Source organism: Variovorax sp. RCC_210, assembly GCF_041355175.1.
Taxonomy (GTDB): Bacteria; Pseudomonadota; Gammaproteobacteria; order Burkholderiales; family Burkholderiaceae_C; genus Variovorax.
The window spans coordinates 43173-67393 of the sequence record NZ_JBFUPJ010000003.1 but is presented as its reverse complement, the minus strand read 5'-3'; the positions used below and the strand labels follow the sequence as shown (position 1 = coordinate 67393).

Annotated in this window: 20 protein-coding genes; 10 read left to right on the top strand and 10 right to left on the bottom strand. The window is 69.2% G+C overall.

The annotated features are described in order from the left end of the window. Positions 1 to 85 precede the first annotated feature (85 nt). The 3 genes from AB6807_RS12445 to AB6807_RS12435 all read right to left on the bottom strand — a co-directional run bounded on the left by AB6807_RS12445 (position 86) and on the right by AB6807_RS12435 (position 2132). Complete coding sequence (locus tag AB6807_RS12445) at positions 86 to 556, bottom strand: hypothetical protein (protein WP_371084790.1); 471 nt, start codon at positions 554 to 556, stop codon at positions 86 to 88. A gap of 88 nt (positions 557 to 644) precedes the next feature. Beyond that, positions 645 to 1391 (bottom strand): Crp/Fnr family transcriptional regulator, encoded by a 747-nt coding sequence (locus tag AB6807_RS12440; protein WP_371084789.1) that lies wholly within the window; start codon positions 1389 to 1391, stop codon positions 645 to 647. A 12-nt stretch (positions 1392 to 1403) separates the two neighbouring features. Then, the gene (locus AB6807_RS12435; RefSeq protein WP_371084788.1) at positions 1404 to 2132 is read right to left on the bottom strand and encodes an adenylate/guanylate cyclase domain-containing protein; all 729 of its coding nucleotides are present in this window, start codon (positions 2130 to 2132) and stop codon (positions 1404 to 1406) included. Between the two features lie 123 nt (positions 2133 to 2255). On the opposite strand from AB6807_RS12435, the gene AB6807_RS12430 reads away from it, so the two are divergent. Next, on the top strand, positions 2256 to 4376 hold the full coding sequence (locus AB6807_RS12430) for a hybrid sensor histidine kinase/response regulator (protein ID WP_371084787.1): 2121 nt from the start codon (positions 2256 to 2258) through the stop codon (positions 4374 to 4376). Then, positions 4367 to 5743: an FAD-binding oxidoreductase gene (locus tag AB6807_RS12425; RefSeq protein WP_371084786.1), complete on the top strand. Its 1377-nt coding sequence runs from the start codon at positions 4367 to 4369 to the stop codon at positions 5741 to 5743. The genes AB6807_RS12430 and AB6807_RS12425 overlap by 10 nt, the downstream gene beginning before the upstream one ends. Here AB6807_RS12425 and AB6807_RS12420 read toward each other — a convergent pair. Beyond that, positions 5736 to 6392 (bottom strand): response regulator, encoded by a 657-nt coding sequence (locus tag AB6807_RS12420; RefSeq protein ID WP_371084785.1) that lies wholly within the window; start codon positions 6390 to 6392, stop codon positions 5736 to 5738. The two genes, AB6807_RS12425 and AB6807_RS12420, sit on opposite strands and share 8 nt — an antisense overlap. Before the next feature lie 244 nt (positions 6393 to 6636). On the opposite strand from AB6807_RS12420, the gene AB6807_RS12415 reads away from it, so the two are divergent. From AB6807_RS12415 to AB6807_RS12405, 3 genes are all read left to right on the top strand, one after another. After that, complete coding sequence (locus AB6807_RS12415; protein ID WP_371084784.1) at positions 6637 to 8007, top strand: C4-dicarboxylate transporter DctA; 1371 nt, start codon at positions 6637 to 6639, stop codon at positions 8005 to 8007. A 40-nt stretch (positions 8008 to 8047) separates the two neighbouring features. Continuing rightward, on the top strand, positions 8048 to 8755 hold the full coding sequence (locus AB6807_RS12410; RefSeq protein ID WP_371084783.1) for a GntR family transcriptional regulator: 708 nt from the start codon (positions 8048 to 8050) through the stop codon (positions 8753 to 8755). Positions 8756 to 8872: 117 nt separating this feature from the next. Further along, positions 8873 to 10015 carry an AI-2E family transporter gene (locus AB6807_RS12405; RefSeq protein WP_116914257.1) on the top strand — a complete coding sequence of 381 codons (1143 nt, stop codon included), beginning with the start codon at positions 8873 to 8875 and terminating at the stop codon, positions 10013 to 10015. Positions 10016 to 10028: 13 nt separating this feature from the next. Here the strand turns inward: AB6807_RS12405 and AB6807_RS12400 are convergent, their stop codons facing one another. Then, positions 10029 to 10886 (bottom strand): DMT family transporter, encoded by an 858-nt coding sequence (locus tag AB6807_RS12400; RefSeq protein ID WP_371085179.1) that lies wholly within the window; start codon positions 10884 to 10886, stop codon positions 10029 to 10031. Between the two features lie 165 nt (positions 10887 to 11051). Here AB6807_RS12400 and AB6807_RS12395 point away from each other — a divergent pair, with 165 nt between their 5' ends. Continuing rightward, a complete protein-coding gene (locus AB6807_RS12395; RefSeq protein ID WP_371084782.1) occupies positions 11052 to 11942 on the top strand; it encodes a LysR family transcriptional regulator in 891 nt (296 codons plus the stop codon). A gap of 67 nt (positions 11943 to 12009) precedes the next feature. Here AB6807_RS12395 and AB6807_RS12390 read toward each other — a convergent pair whose 3' ends face one another. Beyond that, entirely contained in the window at positions 12010 to 12912 is a 903-nt protein-coding gene (locus AB6807_RS12390; RefSeq protein WP_371084781.1) for a LysR substrate-binding domain-containing protein, read from the bottom strand. Between the two features lie 111 nt (positions 12913 to 13023). On the opposite strand from AB6807_RS12390, the gene gcl reads away from it, so the two are divergent. The 3 genes from gcl (at position 13024) to AB6807_RS12375 (ending at position 16609) form a co-directional block, all read left to right on the top strand. After that, entirely contained in the window at positions 13024 to 14817 is a 1794-nt protein-coding gene (gene gcl / locus AB6807_RS12385; RefSeq protein WP_116914276.1) for a glyoxylate carboligase, read from the top strand. 64 nt (positions 14818 to 14881) lie between these two features. Beyond that, a complete protein-coding gene (gene hyi / locus AB6807_RS12380; protein ID WP_371084780.1) occupies positions 14882 to 15667 on the top strand; it encodes a hydroxypyruvate isomerase in 786 nt (261 codons plus the stop codon). Positions 15668 to 15700: 33 nt separating this feature from the next. Further along, positions 15701 to 16609, top strand: a complete 909-nt coding sequence (locus tag AB6807_RS12375; RefSeq protein WP_371084779.1) for a 2-hydroxy-3-oxopropionate reductase — start codon at positions 15701 to 15703, stop codon at positions 16607 to 16609. Positions 16610 to 16668: 59 nt separating this feature from the next. Here the strand turns inward: AB6807_RS12375 and AB6807_RS12370 are convergent, their stop codons facing one another. After that, the gene (locus tag AB6807_RS12370) at positions 16669 to 18015 is read right to left on the bottom strand and encodes an NAD(P)/FAD-dependent oxidoreductase (RefSeq protein WP_371084778.1); all 1347 of its coding nucleotides are present in this window, start codon (positions 18013 to 18015) and stop codon (positions 16669 to 16671) included. Between the two features lie 207 nt (positions 18016 to 18222). Between AB6807_RS12370 and AB6807_RS12365 the strand changes: the two genes are divergently transcribed. After that, positions 18223 to 20523, top strand: coding sequence for an NADP-dependent malic enzyme (locus tag AB6807_RS12365; RefSeq protein ID WP_116914251.1), 2301 nt, complete (start codon positions 18223 to 18225; stop codon positions 20521 to 20523). A gap of 38 nt (positions 20524 to 20561) precedes the next feature. On the opposite strand, the gene AB6807_RS12360 is transcribed toward AB6807_RS12365, so the two are convergent. From AB6807_RS12360 to AB6807_RS12350, 3 genes are read right to left on the bottom strand one after another with little or no spacing between them, the layout of a single operon-like run. Next, the gene (locus AB6807_RS12360; RefSeq protein ID WP_371084777.1) at positions 20562 to 21353 is read right to left on the bottom strand and encodes an aspartate/glutamate racemase family protein; all 792 of its coding nucleotides are present in this window, start codon (positions 21351 to 21353) and stop codon (positions 20562 to 20564) included. A 28-nt stretch (positions 21354 to 21381) separates the two neighbouring features. Next, positions 21382 to 22455, bottom strand: a complete 1074-nt coding sequence (locus AB6807_RS12355; protein WP_371084776.1) for a DUF917 family protein — start codon at positions 22453 to 22455, stop codon at positions 21382 to 21384. A gap of 39 nt (positions 22456 to 22494) precedes the next feature. Further along, entirely contained in the window at positions 22495 to 24165 is a 1671-nt protein-coding gene (locus AB6807_RS12350) for an OPT/YSL family transporter (RefSeq protein ID WP_371084775.1), read from the bottom strand. Between the last annotated feature and the right edge of the window lie 56 nt (positions 24166 to 24221).

Sequence of the window (24221 nt, the reverse complement as noted above, 5' to 3'; positions counted from 1 at the left end):
GGGTTTTGGCGGTTCTTGGTGGCGCTTTCACGCGCTTTCTGCGCTTTTTCCGCGCTTTGGGACGTTTTGGCCCGCTTCCCGCCGCCTATTCCGCGCTCGCATCGGCCGCCGATGCATCCGCCACGCGCGGTACCCCGTCCAGCCGGGACACTTCCGCGCCGTATTCCGGCCCGCTGCGCAGGCGCGAATACAGGGCCGTGCGCTGGGCGCGCTCGGCGCTGAACGGCTCGAAGTGATCGCGCGCGCCGTAGTCGGTGTCGTAGTTACCGAGGCCGGCACGCGCGAACAAGTTGAAGTCCGCCTGCACCTGCGAGCGCGTGAGCGCCCCGACCGCCACGCCTGCCGACTCCGCGCTGCCGGCCCATTGCTGCTGCGGCGCCTGCGCCACCGCGGCGGCGCGCTCCATGGCGGCGACGACGTCCGCCCGGGTGTGCTGGCTGGCGGTGGTGGCAATGGGCAGCCCCACCCACAGTTCCGCCGGAACGGTCTGGGCCGATGCGGGGTTGTTGAAGATCAGGGTGAGCGCCAGGCCGGGCGCGAGTGCGATGAATTTCATGATGCTCTCCAGTGGTTTCTGGTTCGCGACCGCGGAAATTCGAGGCCGCATGGGCAGTGTGCGAACGCAGCGCCTGCGTGGATGTGCGTCAGCTCACAGTGCGATGTGCACTTGCACCCACACCCGCGCTCGCACCCGCACCGGCACTCGCGCTGCGCTCCAGCCGCTCCACGTCGGGCGCGACCAGCGCACCCCGCTCCTTCGCCAGCACGCCCTGGCGGATCAACGCGTTCAGCGCGCGCGTCACCTGCTCGCGCCCGGTGCTGACATGCCCGGCCAGCGCCTCGTGCGTGGGCGCGGGCTCCAGCCGCGCACCGCGGGTGCCCGGTGACTGCGACGCGCGGAAGCGGCGCAGCAGCTCAGCCTCCAGGCGCTGGCCGACCTCCATAGTGCTGAGTTCGAACACGCGCTCCGACAACGCGCGCACCGAGCGGGCCAGGTCGTGCAGCAGCCGCATGGCCACGCAGGGCTCCTCCCGCAGCAGGCGCGCGAAGTCGGCATGGCCCAAGGCGGCGATGCGGCTCGGCACCAGCGCCACCACGTCGGCCGCGCGGGGCTTGCCGTCGATGGCGGCCAGCTCGCCGAAATAGTGGCCCGCGGCCACATCGCGAAAGTTGACCTGCCGCCCGCCCGCCGAACACGCGGTCACGCGCACCCGGCCGGAAATCAGGAAGTACACGTCGCCCGGCACGGCGAGGCGGCCGATGAACGCCTGTCGCGCGTCGACGGCGTGCCAGTGCATCTGCGCGGCCACCGCGTCGAGCCGCTGCCTGGACAAGCCTTCGAACAGCGGGAAGTCGCCCAGCGCGGCGACCGATGCGGGGTGCAGCTCCATCGTGGCCTCCCGTCAGGCATGCAGGCGCGCGGGCGCGTCGCCCCACCCGACGCCTGCGCAGTCGCCATGGCCGAAGCCGACGACCTCGCAAGTGGGCAAGGGCTGCGCGCAGCCACGCAGCCGCACGGGCTTCATGCCCTGCGTGAGAAACGACGCCGCGTGGCCGCTCAGCACCACGTCGCTCGCAAGGATCTGGTCGCGCCCGGCCAGCGCCGACAGGCGCGCCGCGATGTTGGGCGTGCAGCCGATCAGGTCGTAGCGGCCGCGTTCGATGTCGCCGTCGTCCAGGTAGGTAACGCCCGCATGGATGCCGGAATGCAGCGCGAGCGGCCACCCGCCCGCGCGCGCCCGCACGGCGGCATGCAGCGCCAGCGCGCACGCCATGGCGCGGCGCGCGTCTTCTTGCGGGCCTGCGTCGCCGTGGAAAAACACCAGCACGCCGTCGCCCTGCAGGCGGGCGATGGTGCCGCCGCCGGCCGCGACCACGCGCCGCGTGACCGCGCGCAGGTGCTGCACGGCCCTGACGTAGTCGGGCGCATCCAGCGCCTCGCTGAGGGCGACCGAGCCGCAGAGGTCGGAGAACAGGATGGTGATGTAGCGCCAGCGCCGCCCACGGCCTGCCGCGCGGCTTTCAGGGCCGGGGCGGCCCGCGACGCGCAGCCGTTGCGCGCCGGCTGGGCCCTCGCGCACCCCGCCGGGCGGCGAGCCCGGGTCGAACAAGGCGCAGGAAGGGTTTTTCATGCACCGCAGCGTAGGAGCCGGCCAGGCCACCGTCCATACGGACGTCGATCTAGCCAAGGGTTCTATGGGCCGCGGCGGTGGCCAGGTCTATCCTTTGCCCACCTGGATCGTCGGAGACAGCCCATGCCAGTTCCGAACCCCGCCGGCGCGCCGCATCCGCGTGCCGTGATCTTCCGCAAGGACGTCGACCTGGAGCTCGTGCGGTACCTGTACCGGCAGGCGCCGTCGTCGATCCTGGTGCTGCTCACGGTGGGCGCGATCATGGCCTACGTGCTGTGGGACCTGGTGGCGCACGACGCGATGCTCGCGTGGCTGGGCCTGCTGGCGGTGGTGAGCGCCGTGCGCTTCGCGCAGATCGCGGCCTTCAGGTGGCGCGCGCCCACCAAGGAGAACAGCCACCGGTGGGCGGTGCTGTCGGCGGCGGGCTCGTCGCTGGTCGGGGGCACGTGGGCGCTGGCGTGCTTTCTCTTCCTGGACCCGGCGCACCCCATGAGCCTGATCACGCTCACGGTGATTTTGATGGGCATGAGCGCCGGCTCGGTCGTCAACCTCGCGTCGTACCTCCCCTCGTTCGCGGGCGTGGTCGGGCCTTCGATGGGGGCGCTGGTCGGCCTGCTGTTCTGGTACGGCGACACGGCCAGCACCACGGTGGCGGTGCTCGCGGCCATCGCTTCGCTGGCGTACATCGTCGGGGCGCGCAACGTGCACAAGCTGCTGAAGGCGTCGCTGGAGCTCGGCTTCGAGAACCTCGCGCTGCGCCGCGACGCGGAAGAGAAGACGACGCTGCTCGAAGCGACCCTGCACAACATGGGCCAGGGCATCAGCCTGTCCGACCCCGACGGTCGGCTGCGCATGTGGAACCCGCAGTTTCTCGACCTGCTGGGCCTGTCGCAGCTGCAGCTCGCCGAAGGAGACCGGCTCGAGGCCGTGCTGAAGACCGCGCGCCCGCCCATCGACGCGGGCGACGCGTCGCGCTCCGAGTACCGGCGCGAAGACGGCGCGGTGGTCGAGATTGCGCAGAACGCCATGCCCGACGGCGGCCGCGTGGTGACCTATGCGGACATCACCGACCTGAAGACCCGCGAGACCGCGCTGGAAACGGCCAAGCGCACCGCCGAGCAGGCCAACGCGGCCAAGACCCGCTTCCTTGCCTCCGCCAGCCATGACTTGCGGCAACCGATCCATGCGCTGGGGCTGCTGTTCGGCTCGCTGGCCGAGCGCGTGCGCGACGAGGAGGCGCGGCCTTTGCTGGTGCCGATCGACAACGCGATCGAGGCGGTCGACTCGATGCTCAACAGCCTGCTCGACATTTCCAAGCTCGACGCGGGCGTGATGCAGCCGCACCTGCAGGCCGTGGACCTCGCCGCGCTGCTGGCGCGGCTGGACGGCACCTTCCAGCCGCTGGCGCAATCGTCGGGCAACCGCCTGCGCGTTCGCGCCAGCGAGGTCGCGGTAAAGACCGACCCTGCGATGCTGCAGCGCATCCTGGACAACCTGATTGCCAACGCGCTGCGCTACACCCGCAGCGGCCGCGTGCTGGTGGGCGTGCGCCGGCTCGGCGGCGCGGTGCGCATCGACGTGTGCGACAGCGGCATCGGCATTCCGGCTGCATCGCTGGAAGAAGTGTTCGTGGAGTTCCACCAGCTCGGCAACCCCGAGCGCGACCAGAAGCAGGGCCTGGGGCTGGGGCTGGCCATCGTCAAGCGGCTGTGCACGCTGCTGGGCCACGCGCTGGCGGTGAAGTCGGTGCCGGGCCGGGGCTCGCGGTTTTCAGTGACGCTGCCGCTCGCCGGTGAAAGCCCGGCGAGCACCGAAGCGCAAGCGACGCCTTTCGAACTGGGGCTGGAGCTGCAGGGCCGCCGGGTGCTGGTGCTCGACGACGACGCCACGGTGCGGGTCGCCATGCGCAGCATGCTGGAGCGCTGGGGCTGCGAAGTGAGCACGGCGGCTTCGCACGAAGACGCGGAGGCGCTCTTCAGCCAGCCGGGGCGGCTGCCGGAGCTGCTCATCGTCGACTACCGGCTGCGGCAGCACGCCTCGGGCATCGAATCGGTCGCGCGGCTGCACGCGCTGTGCGGGCGTGCGGTGCCGGCATTGGTGATCACCGGCGACACCGCGCCCGAACGCCTGCGCGAGGCGCAACGCAGTGGCTACCCCCTGTTGCACAAGCCGGTCAAGCCTGCGAAGTTGCGCACTGCGATGAGACAGCTGCTTCAACCACCTGGAGAGCCATCATGGAAGTGATCACCGACCCGGACGATGCGCGGTTCATGACCTGGCACCGGAACATCCGCTGCCATGACCAGCGGGTGCTCGTGCCTCGCACGACGCAGGAGCTGGCCAGCATCCTGCGCAACCCGGTGCGCCATCCGTCGCCGGTGCGGCCGATGGGCTCGCGCCACTCGGTCACCGCGTGCATGGCCGCCGCGACGGTCGCTGCCGGTGCAATGCCTCCGGCGGCGTCAGCGGCGTCAGCGGCATATGGCACCGCCATCGACACGACGCAGCTCGGCCGCGGGCAGGCGATACAGGTCAGCGCCAACAGGCAGACGGTGACCGTGCCCGCGAGCCGCAAGCTCTTCGAGGTGTCGCACGAACTGCGCGACCGGCACGGCCTGCAGTTGCCGATGATTTCCGAGTTCGGCAGCCTGACCATGGGCGCGGCCGCGTGCGCCGCCACCAAGCAGTCGTCGTTCGGCGCCGAGTTCGGGCAGATGAGCTCGCATGCCGTGGCGATGGAGCTGGTGCTGCCGAACGGCACGGTCTGCAACGTGAGCGCGAGCCACCCCGACTTTCATGCGCTGCGGTGCAGCTTCGGCCTGTTCGGCGTGGTCACCAGCGTGACCTTCGAGGTGGTTCCCGCGGAGCAGGTGTCCGTCGAGCACTTCGACGTCAGCATCAGCGAGCTGGCCCGGAAGAGCCCGGCATGGCTCGCCAGCGGGGCCGCGGTGTTCCTGTACCTGTTTCCCTCGCGGGGACGCATCGTGGCGGCGGTCAAGCGCAAGGGCTGGGGCAGCTCCGGGTGCGCCGCCGGCCTCAGGCTCAGGAACCTGGTGTGGCGCCGCGGCCTGGGCCTGCCTTCGTTCACGGGGGGACTGGAAGACTGGCTGACCTTCCACTTCCTGAAGCGCCTTCGCTACCAGCATGTCAGCGCCGTCGACCAGATCGTGGATTTCGAGCAGGCCACGCGCCGGTTCACCTTCAGCATGTGGGCGTTTCCCAGCGAGCACTTCTTCGACGTGCTGCCGGACTACTTCGACCTCTGCGAAAAATGGGCGAGAAAGGGCGTGGCGAACCGATTGCCCGACGTCAGCTATCACATCGCGCAGGACACCAGCTCGTTGCTCTCCTATTCGTACGACTCGAACGTGTGGACGCTGGACCCGGCATCGCCCGGCGACGATGCACGCTGGCCCGACTTTCTGAGTGCGTTCAACACCTTGTGCAGCCAGCACAACGGCTCGCCGCTGCTCAACCAGACGCCGTTTCTCACAAGCCAGCATCTCCGGCGGGCCTACGGACAGCGCCTGGATGCATTCAAGGCGCTGCGCCGACAGTACGACCCGCAAGACCGGATGCTGAACGCGTACTTCGCCAACTTGCTCAAGTAGCTGGCTGGTTGCGCGGCAGCAGCCCACGCCGATTGGCCTCGATGACCGCGCCCGTCCGGTTGCGCGCATTGAGCCCGCGCAGCACTGCGTTCACATGCAGCTTGACCGTGCCTTCGCTGAGCGAAAGCCGCCGCGCAATGCTCTTGTTCGACAGCCCTTCGCCGAGCAGCAACAGCACTTCGAGCTGGCGCGGGGTCAGCGGCATGTCGGTGCCCTGCGCGTCCGGCGCCTGCGCTTCCCTGCCGGCGGCGATGACCGCCAGCAGGGCCGGCGGCACGTAGATGTCGCCGCTCAGCACCAGCCGCAGCGCCTCCGACATCTCGCGCCCGCTCGAGGTCTTGGGAATGAACCCCGCCGCGCCCGCCTGGATCACGTCGCACACGTCGTTGGGGTTGGCGGAGCCCGAGACCACGACGATGGGCACGGTCGGCGCGCTGGCGAGCAGCTTGGGGAGCCCCGGCAGCCCGCCCATGCCCGGCATGTTCAGGTCGAGCAGGATCAGGTCGAGGTCGTGGTAGTGCGTGGCCATGTCGATGGCCTCTTCGGCGGTGCCGGCCTCCAGCAGCACGGCCTTGTCGTCGAAGGCCGTGAGCACATGAGCGATGGCCTCGCGAAACAACCGGTGATCGTCGATGAGGAGGATGCGCATGCTCTGACCGCTCCAGGTTAGGGGCGGATTCTCCACACTCTGAAGTGACGGGCCGGCAACTTCGGCTTCATTGTGTGAGCGGGTGTTTGCGCGGTGCCTGCGGCGGTTGGCCGGGCGCCACCAAAGCCCGGGAATACCCTCTGCGCCCCCCGAAGTCTTCTTGCCTACATTTCTTGCATGCAAGACACGGCGTTGCTTGCATACATGCAGACAACATCGACAAAGACAGACAACAGGAGCTCCCATGCCTCGCTTCGCCAAATCGCTTTTCGGTCAGGTGGTCATCGCGCTGGTGCTGGGCGTGCTCGCGGGGCTGTTCGCCCCCGAGTACGCCGCCAAGCTCAAGCCGCTGGGTGACGGGTTCATCAAGCTGATCAAGATGATCATTCCGCTGCTCGTGTTCTGCGTGGTGGTGCACGGCATTGCCGGCGCGGGCGACCTGAAGCGCGTGGGCCGGGTGGGCGTGAAGGCGCTCATCTACTTCGAGGTGCTCACCACCATCGCGCTGGCCATGGGCCTGGTGCTGGCCTTCGTGTTCCAGCCCGGCGCGGGCATGAACGTGGACCCGGCCAAGCTCGACCCGGCCGCCATGAGCGCCTACGCGTCCAACGCCGACAAGCTCACCAGCGGCGGCACGGTCGAGTTCCTGATGAAGCTCATTCCCACCACGGTGGTGAACGCCTTCGCCACCGGCGACGTGCTGCAGGTGCTGCTGTTCGCGGTGCTGTTCGGCTGCGCGCTCACGCTGCTGGGCGAACGCGGCAAGCCGGTGGCCGCGGTGATCGACGCGACCTCGCTGGTGCTGTTCAAGATCATGGGCATCATCATCAAGCTGGCGCCGCTGGGCGTGCTGGGTGCCATTGCCTTCACGGTGGGCCAGTACGGCATCGGCTCGCTCAAGCAGCTCGGGATGCTGGTGGCGCTGTTCTACGGGGCGGTGGCGATCTTCGTGTTCGTGGTGCTGGGGCTGGTGATGCGCCTGTCGGGCTTCAGCCTGTTCAAGCTGCTGCGCTACCTGCGCGAAGAGCTCACCATCGTGTTCGCCACCACTTCGTCGGACAGCGTGCTGCCGCAGGTGATGGCCAAGCTGCGCCGCATGGGCATCCGCGACTCGACAGTGGGGCTGGTGATTCCCACGGGCTACTCGTTCAACCTGGACGCGTTCTCTATCTACATCACGCTGGCGGCGGTGTTCATCGCGCAGGCCACCAACACGCCGATCTCGATGGCCGACCTGCTGACCATCCTGGCGATCGCGCTGGTCACCTCCAAGGGCGCGCACGGCGTGCCGGGCTCTGCCATCGTGGTGCTGGCGGCCACGCTGCACGCGATTCCGGCCATTCCCGCCATCGGGTTGGTGCTGGTGCTGTCGGTGGACTGGTTCATGGGCATCGCCCGCGCGCTGGGCAACCTGATCGGCAACTGCGTGGCCACGGTGGCCATCGCGGCGTGGGAAGGCGATATCGACCGCGAGCGCGCGCACGCGGTGCTCGACGGGCGCCACTCGCCCGACGACGAGCCGCTGTCCGAAGAAGGCGCCGAGCCCTCGGTGCACGTGGTACACCCGGTAGATTCAGTACACCCAGGCACTGCAGCCGCTTCCCGCGCCCACTGAGTTTCCCTTTTTCAACTTCCTTTTTTTCTCCACGCCGCCCATGCCCGCCGCCGACGTCAGCCCCACCGCCATTGCCGAACGCGTCGTCGAGGCCATCCTGGCGCAGAAGCTCGCGCCGGGCGAGCGGCTCGGCGAGCAGGCGCTGGCCGAGAACTTCTCGGTGAGCCGCACCATGGTGCGCGAGGCGCTGATGCAGCTGCAGGCGCGCGGCTTCGTGGAGGTGCAGTCGCGCCGCGGCTGGTACGTGGTGGAGCCTTCGGCCGAGGAGGCGCGCGACGCGTTCTCGGCGCGGCGCATCGTGGAGGCCGGCATCCTCGCGGCCAGCGAGGGGCGCCCGCTGGCCAAGGTGATCCGCAAGCTGCGCGACCACATCGCCGACGAGCAGCGCGCCATCGACGGCGCCGACGCGGCCACGCGCGCCTTCCTGCTGGCCGACTTCCATGTGTGCCTGGCCGAGCAGATGGGCCACCAGCTGCTGGTCGACGTGCTGCGCGACCTCACGGCGCGCACCACGCTGGCGGCCACGCTCTACCAGTCGAAGCACGAGGCCGGGCAGTCGTGCGCGGAGCACGGCGCCATCGTGGCCGCGCTGGAAGCCGGCAACACCGAGCAGGCTCGACAGCTGATGCTGGCGCACATCGGCAACGTGGAGCGCGCGCTGGAGGTCGACGCCGCCGCCGAGCCCGACGCGCCGAGCCGCCTGCGCGCCACGCTGGCGCCGGTGGCGCTGCCGCGCGCGAAACGCTGAAACAGGCCGCGCTGGCCGTACATGCCAGGCCGCTCTGGCCGCCCCGCGCCAGACGCCATAAGGGCGCGCTCGCTGACACGGCGGCCCGCACGGCCTCGGCTACAGTCCGAGTCACGTATGAACTCTCCCCAACTCCAGCGCGGCGTCTTCCTCGCCCTTCTCGCCGCGGTCACTGGTGCCTTCATCTGGGTGCTGCTGCCGTTCTTCGGGGCCGTGCTGTGGGGCGTGGCGCTGGCCATCCTGTTCACGCCGCTCTACAAATGGCTGCTGCGCAAGATGGGCCGCAAGCCCAACGCGGCCGCGCTGTCGACGCTGGCGATCTGCTTGTTCATCGTGATCCTGCCGCTGGCCATGGTGGGCGTGTCGCTGGTGCAGGAGGTGGCGCTGGTCACGCAGAACATCCGCTCGGGCGAGATCAATTTCGCGGCCTACTTCCAGCAGATTCTCGACGCCGCGCCGCAGTGGCTGCTGAACCTGGTGGAGCGCTTCAACCTCGGCGACATGGCCGCATGGCAGGCGCGCATCTCGGCCGCCGCGGGCCAGGCCAGCCAGATCATCGCGAGCCAGGCGCTCACCATCGGGCAGAACACCTTCGACTTCGTGGTCAGCTTCTTCGTGATGCTGTACCTGCTGTACTTCCTGGTGCGCGACGGCGCCGACCTGTCGAAGAAGGTGCGCGACGCGCTGCCCCTGGCCAAGCCGCACACGCACTACCTGCTGAACAAGTTCACCACCGTGATCCGCGCGACCGTGAAGGGCAACGTGGCCGTGGCCATCGCGCAGGGCACCATCGGCGGGCTGGCCTTCTGGTTCCTGGGCGTGCAGGGCGCGCTGCTGTGGGCGGTGCTGATGGCCTTCCTGTCGCTGCTGCCGGCCGTGGGCGCGGCGCTGATCTGGGGGCCGGTGGCCATCTACTTCCTGGCCACGGGGCACTTCTGGCAGGGCGGCGTGCTGATCTTCGTGGGCGTGTTCGTGATCGGCCTGGTCGACAACATCCTGCGCCCGCTGCTGGTGGGCAAGGACACGCAGATGCCCGACTACATCGTGCTGATGTCGACCATCGGCGGCATGGCGATCTTCGGCATCAACGGCTTCGTGATCGGCCCGGTGATCGCGGCGCTGTTCATGGCGGCGTGGGGGCTGTTCGCGGACTCGGGCCACGTGGGCAACGGGCACGAGACCATCGACGCGCCGAAGACGCCCGAGGCGGCGGACCCCGCGGTGCAGGCCGCGCGCGAAGAAAAGAAGAAGCTGGGCTGAGCCAGGCGCGCCCTCACCGGCGCAGCGCCACCAGCCCGATGCCCGCGAGCACCAGCGCGCTGCCGGCCACGAACGGCAGCTCCAGCGGCTCCCCCAGCAGCCACACGCCCAGCACCACCCCGAACAGCGGCGTGAAAAACGCGAACACGCCCAGCCGCGACGCCAGGTAGCGGCGCAGCAACCAACACCAGGCCAGGAAGCTCGCGAACGACACCACGACGCTCTGGAAACCCAGGTGCGCCCACACCAGCGCGGTGGGCTCGAAGCGCCATTGCCCCGTGAGCCACGCCGCCGGCAGCAGCACGACGAAGGCGCCCAGCAGCTGGTAGAGCAGCGTCTCGGTGGCCGGCGCCGAGGCCAGGCTGGAGCAGCGGATGGTCACCGTCGTCGCGCCCCATGCCACGCCGGCCAGCAGCGCCAGCGCGTCGCCCAGCAACGCGCTGCCGCTCGTGTTGCCGTTCGCGTCGCCGGCCATGCCGTCGCCCCCCAGGAAAGCCAGCGCGATACCGCCGAACGCGAGCGCGATGCCGCCCACCTGCCGCGCGGACAGGCGCTCGGCCGGCAGCCGCTGGTGCAGGCCCAGCGCCGCGAAGATCGGCGCGGTATAGAGAAAGACGACGACGTGCGACGCGCCGGTGAGGCGCAGCGCCTGCGCCACCAGCAGGTACTCGACCGCGAAAAGCGCCCCGGCGAGCGCGCCGGCCTTCCAGCGGAAGGCGGCCGGGCGCTCGCCGCGGTGCCACATCAACACCCCCAGCAGCACCAGCGCCACGCCCGAGCGCAGCGCCACCATGAGCATCGGGCTGGCCTGCGCCGCCACGGCCTTCAGCGAGATCTGCTGCAGGCTCCACACCAGGCACAGCAAGGTCATCGTGCCCACGGCGCGGCCGTCGATGGGCCCCGGCGCCGCCGGCTGCGGAGCCGCAAGGGCGGCGCCGCGCAAGGAAGTCAAAGAGTTCATGCAGCGCACTGTGCGGCGCGCCATGCGAAACGAAAAGCGCATAATTTTGCAGTCAACCATCCGCTTATCGAATACATGAGAGACCTGCAGATCGACTGGCTCAAGAGCTTCGTGGCGGCGGTCGATGCCGGCACCCTCTCGGGCGCCGCCACCGAAGTGCACCGCTCGCAGTCGGCCATGAGCATGCAGCTGAAGAAGCTGGAGGCGGCCGCGGGATGCCGTCTGCTGGAGCGCGACGCGCGGCAGCTGCAGCTGACGCACGAAGGGCAGACGCTGCTGGGCTACGCGCGCCGCATGCTCGACCTGCATGCCGAGGCGCAGGCCTCGCTGCAAGGCGAGAGCGTGTCGGGCCTGGTGCGGCTCGGCGTGCCCGACGACTACGCGAGCAAATACCTCACGCCCGTGCTCAAGCGCTTCGCGCCGCGCCATGGCGGTGTCGAGATACAGCTCGATTGCGAGCAGTCGACCTCGCTGATTCCGCGCGTGGCGCGCGGCGAACTCGACCTGGCGCTGGTGTCGCGCGACCATGTGCGCCGCGGCACGCTGCTGTTCCACGAGCCGATGGTGTGGGTGGGCGCCGCGCAGTTCGACGTATGGAGCCGCAACCCGCTGCCCATTGCCGTGTACGAGGAAACCAGCCTGGCCCGGCGCACCGCCATCAACTCGCTCGCGCTGCAGGGCCGGCCCTACCGGGTGGTCTACAACAGCTCCAGCCTGGCCGGGCAGATCGCGGCGGTGGAAAGCGGGCTGGCCGTGGCGGCGCTCACGCAGTGCAGCGCGCCGGCGCACCTGCAGGTGCTGGGCAGCGAGCACGGGCTCGGCCCGCTCGAGCCTATGCAGGTGGCGCTGTACCGCAGCGCCGCCTCGCGCGGCTCGAAGGCGGTGGACAGCCTCCACCAGATGCTCGTGCAGACCTTGCGCCAGGCCGACCGCCACACAGATCGCCACACCGATCGACGCCCCTGACCGCCGCCCTCACCCGCTTGATGGTCCGCTCGATGGCCCGCTCGACGGCCCGCGCGCTCACGCGCGTTCAGGCGCTCCACCACCCCTCGGCAAAGTGCCCCTGCAGGAACGCCACGAAGCCCGACACCTTGCCCGGCACCAGCTTGGGCGACGGGAACACGGCGTGTATTTCCTGCTCGGGCAGCGCATGGTCGCCCAGCACCTCGCGCAGCTTGCCGGTGGCCAGCGACTCGCTCGCCACGTAGCGCGGCATCAGCGCGATGCCCAGGCCGTCACGCGTGGCCGCCAGCACGGCCGACAGGTTGTTGGAGCGGAAGCGCCCCGACACCGGCACCGTCACCGCATCGCCCTTGGGCGTGTGCATGCGCCAGAACTCGTCGCCCACCACGCTGCTGTAGATCAGCGCCACATGCGCGCTCAGGTCCTGCGCGCGCCTGGGCGTGCCGTGCTTCTTCAGGTAGGCGGGCGAGGCCACCATGACCCACGGGTTCACGCCCAGGTAGCGCGCGCCCAGCGACGAATCAGCCAGCTTGCCCATGCGGATGGCGATGTCGATGCCCTGCGCGATGAGGTCGACGTAGCGGTCCTCGAAGCTCAGGTCGAGCTGCACCTGCGGGTGCCTGCGCATGTACTCCAGCGCCAGCGGCACCACCACGCGCCGCCCGAAGGCCACCGAGGTGCCCACCCGCAGCAGGCCCTGCGCCTGGTTCTGGCGCAGCTGCACGATGCTCTCGGCCTCCTCCGCCTCGCGCACGATGGTCTTGCACTTCTCGTAGTACAGCGCGCCCGGCTCGGTGAGGCTCACGCCGCGCGTGTTGCGGTTGAGCAGCCGCACCTTCAGCCGCGCCTCCGTGGCCGCGACCTGCTTGGTCACGGTGGGCTGCGTGGTGTTGAACTCGCGCGCGGCCTTCGAGAAGCTGCCGGTCTCGACCACGCGCACGAACATTTCCATTGCCAACAATCGGTCCATGGGCGCATGGTAGTCACTTATTCCATGGCGGAATAGGTTTTATGGCCCGCAGCCGTCTTCTTCGAACACGCCCCGCTTCCTACAGTGGGGCCACCTCAAGGAGACATGCAAATGGCAAAGATGACAGCGGTCCAGGCCGCGGTGCTGGTGATGGAAAAGGAAGGCGTGACGCAGGCCTTCGGCGTGCCGGGCGCGGCGATCAACCCGCTGTATTCCGCGCTGCGCCAGCGCGGCAGCATCGCGCACATCCTCGCGCGCCACGTCGAGGGCGCCTCGCACATGGCCGAGGGCTACACGCGGGCCATCGCCGGCAACATCGGCGTGTGCATCGGCACCTCGGGCCCGGCGGGCACCGACATGATCACGGGCCTGTACTCGGCCTGGGCCGACTCCATTCCCATCCTGTGCATCACCGGCCAGGCGCCGCGCGCACGGCTGTACAAGGAAGACTTCCAGGCGGTGGACATCGAGTCGATCTCCAAGCCCGTCACCAAGTGGTCGGTCACGGTGCGCGAGCCCGGCCAGGTGCCGCAGGTGTTCCAGCAGGCCTTTCACCTGATGCGCTCGGGCCGCCCCGGCCCGGTGCTGATCGACCTGCCCTTCGACGTGCAGATGGCGCAGATCGAGTTCGACATCGACGCCTACCAGCCGCTCACCCCCTACAAGCCCGCCGCCACGCGGGCGCAGATCGAGAAGGCCATCGGCATGCTGAACGCGGCCGAGCGTCCGCTCATCGTGGCCGGTGGCGGCGTCATCAACGCCGACGCGGCCGACCTGCTGGTGCGCTTCGCCGAAGCCACCGGCGTGCCGGTGATTCCCACGCTGATGGCCTGGGGCGCCATTGCCGACGACCACCCGCTCATGGCCGGCATGTGCGGCCTGCAGACCAGCCACCGCTACGGCAACGCGACGCTGCTGGCCAGCGACTTCGTGCTGGGCATCGGCAACCGCTGGGCCAACCGCCACACGGGCTCGGTCGAGGTCTACACCAAGGGCCGCACCTTCGTGCACGTGGACATCGAGCCCACGCAGATCGGCCGCGTGTTCACGCCCGACTTCGGCATCGTGTCCGACGCCAAGGCCGCGCTGCAGCTCTTCGTGGAAGTGGCCGAGGAGATGAAGGCCGCGGGCAAGCTGCCGTCGCGCTCCGCCTGGGCCGGCGAATGCCGCGAGCGCAAGAAGACGATGCTGCGCAAGACCAACTTCGCCGACGTGCCGATGAAGCCGCAGCGCGTGTACCAGTGCATGAACAACCACCTGGAGCGCGACACCTGCTACGTGAGCACCATCGGGCTGTCGCAGATCGCGGCGGCGCAGTTCCTGCACGTGTACAACCCGCGCCACTGGATCAATTGCGGCCAGGCCGGCCCGCTGGGCTGGACCATTCCCGCCGCGCTGGGCGTGCGCGCCGCGGACCCCACGCGCAAGATCGTCGCACTGTCGGGCGACTACGACTTCCAGTTCATGATCGAAGAGCTGGCCGTGGGTGCGCAGTTCAAGCTGCCGTACCTGCACATCGTGGTCAACAACTCCTACCTCGGGCTCATCCGCCAGGCGCAGCGCGGCTTCGAGATGGACTACTGCGTGCAGCTCGCGTTCGACAACATCAACGCGGCACCCGACAGCGGCATCGAGCGCAGCTACGGCGTGGACCACCTGAAGGTGGTCGAGGGCCTGGGCTGCAAGGCGATCCGCGTGCGCAAGCAGGAAGAAATGGCGCCCGCCATTGCCCGCGCCGAGGCGCTGATGGCCGAGTTCAGCGTGCCCGTGGTCATCGAGGTGATGCTGGAGCGCGTGACCAACATCGCGATGGGCACCGAGATCGACGCCATCAACGAGTTCGAGCCGCTGGCCGAGAGCACGGCCGACGCGCCCACGGCCCTCGCGGTGGCCATGCTCGACTGAGACACACAAGCGAAGACACACAAGCGAAGACACACGCAAAGTAAGCCAGAGAGAAAGCAAGCACATGCCCAAGTTCGCAGCCAACCTCACGATGCTCTTCACCGAGCTGCCCTTCATGCAACGCTTCGAGGCCGCCGCCAAGGCGGGCTTCGAGGGCGTGGAGTACCTCTTTCCCTACGCCTTCGACAAGAAGGAGCTGGCCGCCGCCCTGCGCGCCAACGGCCTGCAGCAGGTGCTGCACAACCTGCCCGCGGGCGACTGGGACAAGGGCGAGCGCGGCATCGCCTGCCACCCCGATCGCACGGGCGAGTTCATCGAGGGCATCGGCATGGCGATCGAGTACGCGAGCGCGCTCGGCTGCCCGCAGGTGAACTGCCTGCTGGGCAAGGTACCTGCCGGCGTGAGCGCGGCGGAGGCGCACCGCGCGGTGGTGGGCAACCTGCGCATCGCGGCGCGGGAGCTCGAATCCGCCGGGCTGCGGCTGCTGGTCGAGCCCATCAACACCTTCGACATTCCGGGCTTCTTTCTCACGCGCACCGACCAGGCGCTGGCGCTGATCGACGAGGTGGGCTCGGCCAACCTGCGCGTGCAGTACGACACCTACCACGCGCAGCGCATGGAGGGCGAGCTGGGCAACACGCTCACCAGGCACCTGGCGCGCATCGGCCACATCCAGCTGGCCGACAACCCGGGCCGGGGCGAGCCAGGCACGGGAGAAATCAACTACCCGTGGCTGTTCAGGCACATCGACGCGCTGGGCTACGACGGGTGGATCGGCTGCGAATACAAGCCGCGCAGCGACACGGTGGACGGCCTCGGCTGGCGCACGGCGCTCACGCAGAAGCAATAGACACGGGACAGCACAGCACAAGGAAACAGAGACATGACGACGCAACAAAAAATCGGATTCATCGGCCTCGGCATCATGGGCGCGCCCATGGCGGGCCACCTGCTCGACGCGGGCCACCAGCTGTTCGTGAACACGCACGGCAACACGCCCGAGCCCTTCGTGTCGAGGGCCACCATCTGCGCCTCGGCGGCCGACGTGGCGCGCCAGGCCGACATCGTCTTCATCATGGTGCCCGACACGCCCGACGTGGAGAAGGTGCTGTTCGGCGAGCCCGGCAAGGAAGGCGTGGCCGCGGGCCTGAAGGGCGCGAGCGGCAAGGTGGTGGTCGACTGCAGCTCCATCGACCCGATTGCCACCAAGGACTTCGCGCGCCGCATCGCCGCCACCGGCGCCGGCTACATCGACGCGCCGGTCTCCGGCGGCGAGGTGGGCGCCAAGGCCGCGAGCCTGACCATCATGTGCGGCGGCGACGAAGGCACCTTCGAGCGCGTGAAGCCGCTGCTCGACAAGATGGGCAAGAACGTGACGCTGGTGGGCGGCGTGGGCGACGGCCAGGTGTGCAAGGTGGCCAACCAGATCATCGTGGCGCTGAACATCGCGGCCGTGAGCGAGGCGCTGGTGTTCGCCTCGAAGGCCGGCGCCGACCCGGCGCGCGTGCGCCAGGCGCTGATGGGCGGCTTCGCGAGCTCGCGCATTCTCGAGGTGCACGGCGAACGCATGATCAAGCGCACCTTCGCGCCGGGCTTTCGCATCTCGCTGCACCAGAAGGACCTGAACCTGGCCATGCAGAGCGCGCGCACGCTGGGCGTGGCGCTGCCGCAGACGGCGGGCGCGGCGCAGCTGATGAACGCGTGCGCGGCGCTGGGCTACGGGCAGATGGACCACTCGGCGCTGGTGCGCGCGCTCGAGGCGCTCGCGCAGCACACGGTCACGCCGGACTGAACATCGCCCGGCTGAACATCGTCCGGCTGGACATCGCCCGGCCGGACATCAGGCCGCGCTCAGGTCTTCGCAGCCTCGAGCGACTCCTTCAGGTTGCGCCGGCGCCATGCCCAGGTCTTGATGGCCTGCGGCAGGATGCCGATGCACGACGCGTAGTACGTCACCTTGAAGCCCCAGAAGCGCGGCCCGATGGGCGTGTCGCGGAACAGGTCGCCCGCCAGGATCGACAGCAGCGCTTCCTGCATGCGCCAGATGTTGCGCGGCGCCATGAACAGGCGCCGGATGGCCGGCGAGGTGATGCGGTAGATGAACCACGAGAACATCTTCGGCCCGTGCTTCATGACCTTCTCGTAGTGGCGGAAGGCGCGCTCGGCCTCCTTCGCCTCGCCCTTGAGCCAGTGGTCGGCGGCGGTGGCGGCCTCGAAGCCGCTGTTCATCGCCAGGTACACGCCCGAGGAGAACATCGGGTCGACGAAGGCGTAGGCATCGCCGACCATCATGAAGCGGTCGCCGCGGCAGAACTCGGAGTCGTAGGCGTAGTTGCCGGTGGAGGTGGCGCCCTCCATCAGCGTCGCGTTCTTCAGGCGCGCGGCCAGCTTGGGCGCCAGCGCGATGGTCTCCATCAGGAAGTCTTCCAGCGAGCCCTTGCGGCGCTTGAAGTAAGCGGGAGACGCCACCGCGCCCACGCTCACCGTGCCATCTTTCAGCGGGATGTACCAGAACCACCCATGGTCGAACCAGAACAGCGAGATGTTGCCCTCGAAGCGGCCCGGCCGGCGCTCGGCATTGGCGAAGTGGCCGTACAGCGCGGCGCTGGCGTGCTTGCGGTTGCGCCGCTTCACGTCGAACTGGTTCGACAGCAGCGTGTCGCGCCCGCTGGCGTCGATGACGAAGCGCGGGCGCCACGCGGTCTCGGTGCCGTCGTCGGCCTTGACCTTCACCAGCGGCCGGTTGTCGGGCGTGCCCTTGCCGGCGTCCATGTCGACGCCGGTGACGCGGTGCTGCTCGAAGGTGCGCGCGCCGCGCTTGCCGGCGTGGCGGAACAGCAGCTCGTCGAACTCCGAGCGGCGCACGTGCACCGCGTACGGAAAGCTCTTGTCCATGGCCTCGCCGAAGTCGAAGTGGCTGGTGTGATCGTGCCAGGGCGAGACGAACTCGGCGCCGTGCTTCCTGATGCCGATGGCCTCGACTTCGGTGCGTACGCCCAGCCGGTCGAACAGCGGCATGTTCATGGGCAGCAGCGACTCGCCGATGTGAAAGCGCGGGTGCTGCGCCTTCTCTATCAGCACCACGTCGTGCCCCTTGTCCGCCAGCAGCGCGGCCACGGTGGAGCCCGAAGGGCCGCCGCCGATGACCACGACGTCGGGGTCGGTGGTGGTGAAAGGTCCGTTGCTCGTGCCGCTCATGCGCTGCCCCTCCGCTGTCGTTTTGTGGTGTTGGGTTGACTTGGCTTTGTTAACCTTGTTTAACCATGGCTAACAGCCGCGGAGTTTAGCGAACCGCCCGCCCTGTCCCACCAGGCTATGGGTTCAGGCGTTTTCGGCATCCCCCCTTCAAGAACACGCCGCACTTTTGCGGTAGCCTCATTGCCCGTCTGAAACAAGGAGACTTTCATGGCTGCACCCCTTTCCCCCGCAGAAGAAGCACTTCGCGAGGCAGCGCGCGAATACCACCGCTCGCCCGTCAAGGGCAAGATCTCGATCACCCCCACCAAGCCCCTGCTGAACCAGCGCGACCTGTCGCTGGCCTATTCGCCGGGCGTGGCCTATCCCTGTCTGGACATTGCGGCCGACCCCTCGCTGGCGGCCGAATACACCGCCCGCGGCAACCTGGTGGGCGTCATCACCAACGGCACGGCCGTGCTGGGCCTGGGCAACATCGGCCCGCTGGCCTCCAAGCCGGTGATGGAAGGCAAGGGCTGCCTGTTCAAGAAATTCGCCGGCATCGACGTGTTCGACATCGAGCTGGCCGAGAACGACCCCGACAAGCTGGTCGACATCATCGCGGCACTGGAGCCCACGCTGGGCGGCATCAACCTGGAAGACATCAAGGCGCCCGAGTGCTTCTACATCGAGAAGAAGCTGCGCGAGCGGATGAACATTCCGGTGTTCCATGACGACCAGCACGGCACGGCCATCATCTCGGCGGCCGCCCTCATCAACGGGCTGGAGCTGGTGGGCAAGAAGATCGAGGACGTGAAGATCGCCGTCTCGGGCGCGGGCGCCGCCGCCATCGCCTGCCTGGACGTGATGGTCGGCCTGGGCGCCAAGCACGCCAACATCTACGCCTGCGACTCCAAGGGCCTGATCTACGAAGGCCGCGCGGGCGGTTTCGACGAATCGAAGGCGCGCTACGCCCAGCAAGACACCGGCGCCCGCACCCTGGCCGACGTGGTCAAGGACGCCGATGTGTTCCTGGGCTGCTCGGCGCCCGGCGTCATGAGCGCCGAGATGGTCAAGACCATGGGCACGCAGCCCATCATCCTGGCGCTGGCCAACCCCGAGCCCGAAATCCGCCCCGAGCTGGCCAAGGCCGTGCGGCCGGACTGCATCATCGCCACGGGCCGTTCGGACTACCCGAACCAGGTCAACAACGTGCTGTGCTTTCCGTACATCTTCCGCGGCGCGCTCGACTGCGGCGCCACCAAGATCACCGAAGAAATGAAGCTGGCCTGCGTGCGCGAGATCGCCGAGCTGACCAAGGCCGACATCAGCGAAGAAGTGGCCACCGCCTACGCCGGCCAGGAGCTGGCCTTCGGCCCCGACTACATCATTCCGAAGCCCTTCGACTCGCGCCTGATCCTGCGCATCGCGCCGGCCGTGGCCCGCGCGGCCGCCGCATCGGGCGTGGCGACCCGCCCGATCGAGGACATGGAGGCCTACCGCCAGCACCTGACGCGCTTCGTGTACCAGACCGGCATGTTCATGCGCCCGGTGTTCAGCGCCGCCAAGATCGCCACCGCCAAGCGCGTGGCCTATGCCGAAGGCGAAGACGAGCGCGTGCTGCGCGCCGCGCAGTGGGCCGTGGACGAAGGCCTGGCCAAGCCCATCCTGGTGGGCCGCCCGGCGGTGATCGAGGCGCGCATCCAGAAGGCCGGCCTGCACATTCGCGTGGGCACCGACTTCGAGATCGTCAACCCCGAGGACGATCCGCGCTTTCGCACCTACTGGGAGAGCTTCCACAAGATCATGGGCCGCCGCGGCGTGACGCCGGAGGCCGCCAAGACCATGGTGCGCCGCTCGAACACCACCATTGCCGCGCTGATGCTGCACCTGGGCGACGCCGACGCCATGATCTGCGGCCTGGTCGGCCGCTTCGACGTGCACCTGGAGCACATCCGCAACCTGATCGGCCTGAAGCGCGGCGCGCCGGGCTTCGCCACGCTGAACGCGCTGACGCTGGACAAGCGCACCGTGTTCATCACCGACACCAACGTGAACGAAGACCCGACCGCCGAGATGCTGGCCAGCATCGCGGTGATGGCGGCCGACGAGGTGCGCCGCTTCGGCCTGCCGCCGAAGGTGGCCTTCCTGTCGCACTCGAACTACGGCACCTCCAGCCGCGGCTCGGCGCGCAAGATGCGCCTGGCGCGCGACCTGTTCGCGCAGATGGCGCCCGACATCGAATGCGACGGCGAAATGCACGGCGACGCAGCCCTGTCCGAAGACATCCGCCGCACCGCCCTCCCCGAGACCACGTTGAGCGGCGAGGCCAACCTGCTGGTGTGCCCGAACCTGGATTCGGCGCACATCCTCTACAACGTGCTGAAGATGACCGGCGCCAACGGCATCACGGTGGGCCCGGTGCTGCTGGGCGCGGCAGGCTCGGCGCACGTGCTCACGCCATCTTCGACGGTGCGCCGCATCATCAACATGACGGCGCTGGCGGTGGCGAAGGTCACGGTCGACAAGTAAGGCGCGGGGGGCTGCGGGGGCCCGCGCGTGTCGTGCCTTCAGGCATGGAACGGCGAGGCGAGCGGCACATCGGCCGGGTCGAACACCTTCCATGCCAGCAGCTCTTCGTTTTCAGGCGGCGGCTCGCAGCCGCCGACGCGGCTGGGCTTCCAGCCGAAGCGCTGCCTGGTGTCGGCCAGCGCCTCGGCGCGCTTGAAGGCGGCCAGGGCCGAGTCGATCACCGGCACGCCCAGCACGTCCTGCAGCTGGCGGTAGAAGCCGAACTCCAGCGTGCACCCCAGTACCAGCGCCTCGGCGCCGTCCTCGTCGATGGCGCGGCGGCCCTGCTCGACCATGCGGCGTACCGTTTCATCGCGGTCGCGCTGGAAGTCTTCCACGCCCAGCTGCAGCGCGCGGCACGAGGCCAGCAGGTGGCCGTGCCCGTACTCGCGCACGCGCGACTCGATGCGCGGCACCCACTTGCGGCGCCCCACGATCACCGACACCTTCTGCGCCAGGTTGGCGGCCACCTCGAACGAGGCCTGGCAGGGCGCCACCACCACGGTGTCGCCCGAGATCTCGCGCGCCTCCACCAGCACCGGGTCGTAGAAGCAGCCCAGCACCACGGCGTCGAAGCGCTGCACGGCCGCGTCGCGCACCACCCGCACGATGTCGGCGCCCAGCAGCGCCTCGTAGCTCTGGTACTCCACGTGGTGGCGCACCGAGGCGTTGCGCAGCGAGACCACCTCGACCTCGGTGCCGGGGTTCTTCACCTCGGCGAATTCACGGGCGAAGCGCTCGTTGTAGGTGTCGTTGCCGACCGTTCGTATCCATCGCACGCGCAGTGTCATGGCGGTTGCTCCCGGGTTGGCTCGCGGCTCAGGCCAGCGCCGCGGCTTCGTCGCTTTCGGGCGCGAAGGCCTCGCCCAGCGACTTCTCCAGCGGGCGGTACAGCTCGGGCATGAACATGGTGCGCGACAGCAGCAGCCGCGCACGCGGCGCCACCAGCACGCGCAGCGTGGCGCCCTGGCGCACGTGGGCAGACACCACCGGCTTGCCGTCGCCCGAGAAGGTCATCACCAGGTCGGGGAAGCGCGCGACGCGGCGGCCCTGCTGCTCCAGCAGCATGTATTCGTTGATGAAGCGCAGCGTGGTGCGCGCCGGGTCGTCGAGCTCGACGATGCCCACGTCCAGCCCCTCCTGCTGCTCGCAGCGGTAGGTGCGCACGGTGCCTTCGGCCACGATGCGGCCGTGCAGCGAGTTCACCACCGCATCGACGCCGCCATCAAGGTAGGCCTGGCCCAGCGAAATGGCGTGGCTGATGGCGCCCGGCGCGCCGTGCTGGCGCGCGTAGCCCACGTTCACCGGGTTGCGCGCCACCGCCACCAGGCCGCCCGCTTCCACCGAGGCGCGGCGCACCACGGCGGAGGTCTGCTCCAGCCGGCCCGACACCACGCCTTCGACATAGCGGTGCGGCTCGCCGCCCGAATAGGCCTGCACCGAGAGGTAGTCGGGCTCGGTGTGCAGGCCCAGCGCGCCCATCACGCTCGAAGGGTGGGCGCGGCCGTTGCAGGCCAGGTCGATCACCGGCAGCCCGCTCATGGCGGCGTGGAACCAGCCGTTGACCGTGGTCTCGGCGCCGTTCTCGTTGGCATGCAGGCCGACCAGCTTCTGGCCCGCGGGCAGTTCGCGGCGCAGCAGCTCGAGCGTGCGCAGCAGGTGCGCGGGCTGCACGTGCGGGTCGGGCGCGGCCGGCGCGCCGACCAGCGCCATGGTGGCGGTGAGCGCCGACGGGTCGAATTCGTCCACGCTCCACAGCTGCGGCGTGCCCACCTGCAGCGCCAGCCGCGCCGCGCGCTCGCCGGACTCGATGAGCCCGCCGCCGCCGCCGCCCAGAATGGCGCCGCCCCAGATGGCCGCGCGGAGGTCGTCGCTTGTCAGATTGCGTTTCATGCGTTCGTTGTCCTGTGGATGAAGAAAAAGAAGAAGGCGCTACTTGCGAAGGCTTTTGACGGCGCCCGAGAAGAAGCTGTAGAGCGCGTCGCCGGCAATCACCCCGCCCGCGAACACCTCCAGCCGTTCGCGCGCGGCCGCGCCGAGCACGCGGTGCGCCACCAGCCGGCACGCGATGCCGGCCGCGACCATCCAGCCCGCCAGGGGGCTGGCGATGAGCAGGCCGGTGGCAAACAGCACGCCCAGCTGCTGGCGCGCGCCGCCAGCGATCTGCAGCAGCGCGCCGGGCAGCGCCCACAGCGCCAGGTTGCGCGCCGTGTCGCCCGAGATGCCGGCCTTGATGGCCGCCACGTAGGCCGCGTTGATGGGCGCCGTCTGGTGGTTGGCGAAGAACATGCGGTAGGTGCAGGCGACCACCACGATGGCCACCGCGAAACCGACCATGCCCGCGATCATCTGTTCGCGCCGGCCTTCGGTTTCAAAAGGGGCGCCCGAGGTTTCGCCGCGCAGGATGTGCCCGGCCTTCAGGTCGTAGCCCATGTCGGCGAAGGCCGGTCCGGTGGCGGCCGAGAAGCCCGCCAGCACCACCAGCGCTTCCGGCGGAAAGCCGATGAGGATGCCGATGAGCAGCGAAATGAGCGCCACCGCGAACGCCGGGAACCAGCCCGAGTGCATGGCCGCGATGCCCACGATCAGCTCGTGCACGAAGGCCGCGAAGGTGCCGTAGATGACAAAGCACACCAGCATGCCCGGCGACATACCCGTGTACACGCCCGTGCCCACGGCCAGCAGCACCATGATGGCCAGGTAGCCGACGCTGCCCAGTCGCAGCGAGCGGCCCAGCGCGGTGGCGCCGCGTGCTTCCTGCGCCGCGAGCGTGGCCGACGTGCCGGGAGTGCCCTGCCTGCCCGACGTGGTGCCACGCTTCTTCAGCACCACGCGCCCCACCTGCACCAGTGCCACGATGCCCGCGCCGATCATCATGCCGTGCGGCACGTAGAGCGCCCCGATGTCCAGCCCGAACAGCGGTGCCGAGTAGCCGCGCACAAGCAGCCCCACGCCGAAGGCGATCATCGCGCCCAGCCCGCCGATCAGCGCCACGCCGAAGGCCGACATCGGCAGCTTGAACACCGCGCCCGCCACGCCCGTGGCCAGCCCGCCCAGCAGCAGCCAGGCCTGTTTGCCGCCGCCGTCGCCCGCCTTGATGGCCTCGGCCGCCGCGATGCCCAGCGGCCACGGGTTCTTCGCGGGGAAGGCGGGCGTGTCGAACATGCGGTACAGCAGCCAGGCGTCGAGCAGCATCGCCAGGCTCACGCCCACCAGCATCGGCACCACCATGTCGGGCAGGCCGAAGAGAAAGGGAATGCCGATCGGCAGGAACAGGCTGTTGGCCGCGCCGAAGGTGGCCGACGAGATGCTGGTCTGCGCCAGGTTCTGCGCATGCACCGAGCGAAAGCCCCGGAACATGGCCAGCGGCACCCGAGCCAGCGTCATCGCCGCGAGCGCGCCGATGAGCGAGGTGCTGGGCGTGATGCCCAGGCTGGCGAGCATCTGGATGCCGACGATGGCGCCGAAGACGCTGAGCACCACGGTGAGGACGAGGTTGGCCGGGGCCAATGCCTTGGGGTGCAGCTCGTGCGGCGACGGCTGCTGCGCAGGGGCTGCGTTGTCGGCCTGCAGCGGCATGGCGCCGGTTGCCTCGTGGTTCATGGCCATTCCTTGTAGTTCCATATTTTGGAACTTGATCCAACATAATTGGACGAATG

Coding starts and splice junctions, on each gene's coding strand:
- AB6807_RS12445 (WP_371084790.1), bottom strand. CDS start 556: ATGAAATTCATCGCACTCGCGCCCGGCCTGGCGCTCACCCTGATCTTC.
- AB6807_RS12440 (WP_371084789.1), bottom strand. CDS start 1,391: ATGGAGCTGCACCCCGCATCGGTCGCCGCGCTGGGCGACTTCCCGCTG.
- AB6807_RS12435 (WP_371084788.1), bottom strand. CDS start 2,132: ATGAAAAACCCTTCCTGCGCCTTGTTCGACCCGGGCTCGCCGCCCGGC.
- AB6807_RS12430 (WP_371084787.1), top strand. CDS start 2,256: ATGCCAGTTCCGAACCCCGCCGGCGCGCCGCATCCGCGTGCCGTGATC.
- AB6807_RS12425 (WP_371084786.1), top strand. CDS start 4,367: ATGGAAGTGATCACCGACCCGGACGATGCGCGGTTCATGACCTGGCAC.
- AB6807_RS12420 (WP_371084785.1), bottom strand. CDS start 6,392: ATGCGCATCCTCCTCATCGACGATCACCGGTTGTTTCGCGAGGCCATC.
- AB6807_RS12415 (WP_371084784.1), top strand. CDS start 6,637: ATGCCTCGCTTCGCCAAATCGCTTTTCGGTCAGGTGGTCATCGCGCTG.
- AB6807_RS12410 (WP_371084783.1), top strand. CDS start 8,048: ATGCCCGCCGCCGACGTCAGCCCCACCGCCATTGCCGAACGCGTCGTC.
- AB6807_RS12405 (WP_116914257.1), top strand. CDS start 8,873: ATGAACTCTCCCCAACTCCAGCGCGGCGTCTTCCTCGCCCTTCTCGCC.
- AB6807_RS12400 (WP_371085179.1), bottom strand. CDS start 10,886: ATGACCTTGCTGTGCCTGGTGTGGAGCCTGCAGCAGATCTCGCTGAAG.
- AB6807_RS12395 (WP_371084782.1), top strand. CDS start 11,052: ATGAGAGACCTGCAGATCGACTGGCTCAAGAGCTTCGTGGCGGCGGTC.
- AB6807_RS12390 (WP_371084781.1), bottom strand. CDS start 12,912: ATGGACCGATTGTTGGCAATGGAAATGTTCGTGCGCGTGGTCGAGACC.
- gcl (WP_116914276.1), top strand. CDS start 13,024: ATGGCAAAGATGACAGCGGTCCAGGCCGCGGTGCTGGTGATGGAAAAG.
- hyi (WP_371084780.1), top strand. CDS start 14,882: ATGCCCAAGTTCGCAGCCAACCTCACGATGCTCTTCACCGAGCTGCCC.
- AB6807_RS12375 (WP_371084779.1), top strand. CDS start 15,701: ATGACGACGCAACAAAAAATCGGATTCATCGGCCTCGGCATCATGGGC.
- AB6807_RS12370 (WP_371084778.1), bottom strand. CDS start 18,015: ATGAGCGGCACGAGCAACGGACCTTTCACCACCACCGACCCCGACGTC.
- AB6807_RS12365 (WP_116914251.1), top strand. CDS start 18,223: ATGGCTGCACCCCTTTCCCCCGCAGAAGAAGCACTTCGCGAGGCAGCG.
- AB6807_RS12360 (WP_371084777.1), bottom strand. CDS start 21,353: ATGACACTGCGCGTGCGATGGATACGAACGGTCGGCAACGACACCTAC.
- AB6807_RS12355 (WP_371084776.1), bottom strand. CDS start 22,455: ATGAAACGCAATCTGACAAGCGACGACCTCCGCGCGGCCATCTGGGGC.
- AB6807_RS12350 (WP_371084775.1), bottom strand. CDS start 24,165: ATGAACCACGAGGCAACCGGCGCCATGCCGCTGCAGGCCGACAACGCA.